The organism is Microbispora sp. NPDC049125 (genome assembly GCF_040802045.1).
In the GTDB taxonomy this organism is placed as follows: domain Bacteria; phylum Actinomycetota; class Actinomycetes; order Streptosporangiales; family Streptosporangiaceae; genus Microbispora.
In genome coordinates this window covers 1-1,514 of the sequence record NZ_JBEZDW010000116.1, presented here as the reverse complement: position 1 = coordinate 1,514, position 1,514 = coordinate 1, and the positions used below count along the sequence as shown (strand labels likewise).

The window sequence follows — 1,514 nt, the reverse complement described above, 5'->3', positions numbered from 1 at the left end:
AACGCCAACAAGACCCGCGGCGTCTACAACATGGTCAAGGACTTCAAGGCCCGCGGCGTCCCGATCGACTGCGTCGGCCTGCAGTCCCACTTCGGGTCGGTGCCCTCCAACTACCAGCAGAACATCGCCCAGTTCGCCGCCCTCGGCGTCGACGTCCAGATCACCGAGCTCGACATCGACGGCAGCACCACCGCCCAGACCGACAACTACCGCCGCGTCACCCAGGCCTGCGTGAACGTACCCCGCTGCGCCGGCATCACCGTCTGGGGCATCACCGACAAATGGTCCTGGCGCGCCCCGAGCGCCGTCCTGCTCTTCGACGGCAACTACAACAAGAGGCCCGCCTACACCGCCGTCCTCGACGTGCTCAACAGCGCTCCCAACCCCTCGCCCAGCCCGTCACCCAGCCCCTCGCCGAGCCCGTCGCCGAGCCCGTCGCCGAGCCCGTCGCCGAGCCCCTCGCCGAGCCCGTCCCCGAGCGGCGGGACCTCTCCGTGCCAGGTCGCCTACACCATGAACCCCTGGAACACCGGGTTCACCACCTCGATCAAGATCACCAACACCGGCTCCTCGGCGGTCAACGGCTGGTCGCTCCGGTTCACCCTTCCCTCCGGGCAGACCATCACGTCCGGGTGGAACGCCACGTACTCGCCCACCAGCGGGGCCGTGACCGCGCAGAACGTCAGCTACAACGGCTCGATCCCGTCTGGCGGCTCCACCGAAATCGGCTTCCAGGCCACGCACACCGGCAACACCGGAGCGCCCACCGCCTTCACCCTGAACGGCGCGACGTGCACGACGGCGTGAACACGCCTCCTCGGACAACGCTCGCCGATTTCCTGGAGCTCAGATGAAGATGTTACGAAGGCGCTGGATCGCGGCCTTCGCGGCCGTCGCGCTCGGCGCGCTCGGGACTGTGGGGGCCCAGCCGGCCCAGGCCGCGGCCGGATGCAAGGTCGTCTACAAGATCACCAACCAGTGGGGGGGCGGCTTCGGCGCCGACGTGACCATCACCAACGTCGGTGACCCGATCAGCGGCTGGAACCTCACCTGGACCTTCACAGCCGGGCAGACCATCACGCAGATGTGGAACGGCACGCCCACCCAGTCGGGCAACCGGGTCTCGGTCGCCAACGCCAGCTACAACGGGAGCATCGCCACCGGCGGCAGCACCAACTTCGGGTTCAACGGCGCCTGGACCTCGTCGAACCCGGAGCCGACCGACTTCGCCCTCAACGGCACCACCTGTACGGGAGACGTCACCTCGCCCAGCCCCAGCCCTTCCCCGAGCCCGTCCCCCAGCCCTTCTCCCAGCCCGAGCCCTTCACCCAGCCCGAGCCCGTCACCCAGCCCCAGCCCGTCACCCAGCCCCAGCCCGTCGCCGAGCCCGTCCGGCCCGTGGCCGCCGTCCTCCACGTACTCCAACCCGGTGTTGTGGGAGGACCTGGCCGACATCGACATCTTCCGGGTCGACAACACGTACTACTACTCGGCCTCGACGATGCACTACTCGC

2 protein-coding genes are annotated in these 1,514 nt (G+C 68.8%); both read left to right on the top strand.

From position 1 onward, the window contains the following. Positions 1 to 807, top strand: an 807-nt coding sequence (locus tag AB0B72_RS40240) for an endo-1,4-beta-xylanase (RefSeq protein WP_367745064.1), incomplete at its 5' end; no start/stop codon positions are given. Between the two features lie 43 nt (positions 808 to 850). Next, positions 851 to 1,514 (top strand): cellulose binding domain-containing protein (locus tag AB0B72_RS40235; protein ID WP_367745063.1); only part of this gene is annotated, 664 nt, incomplete at its 3' end.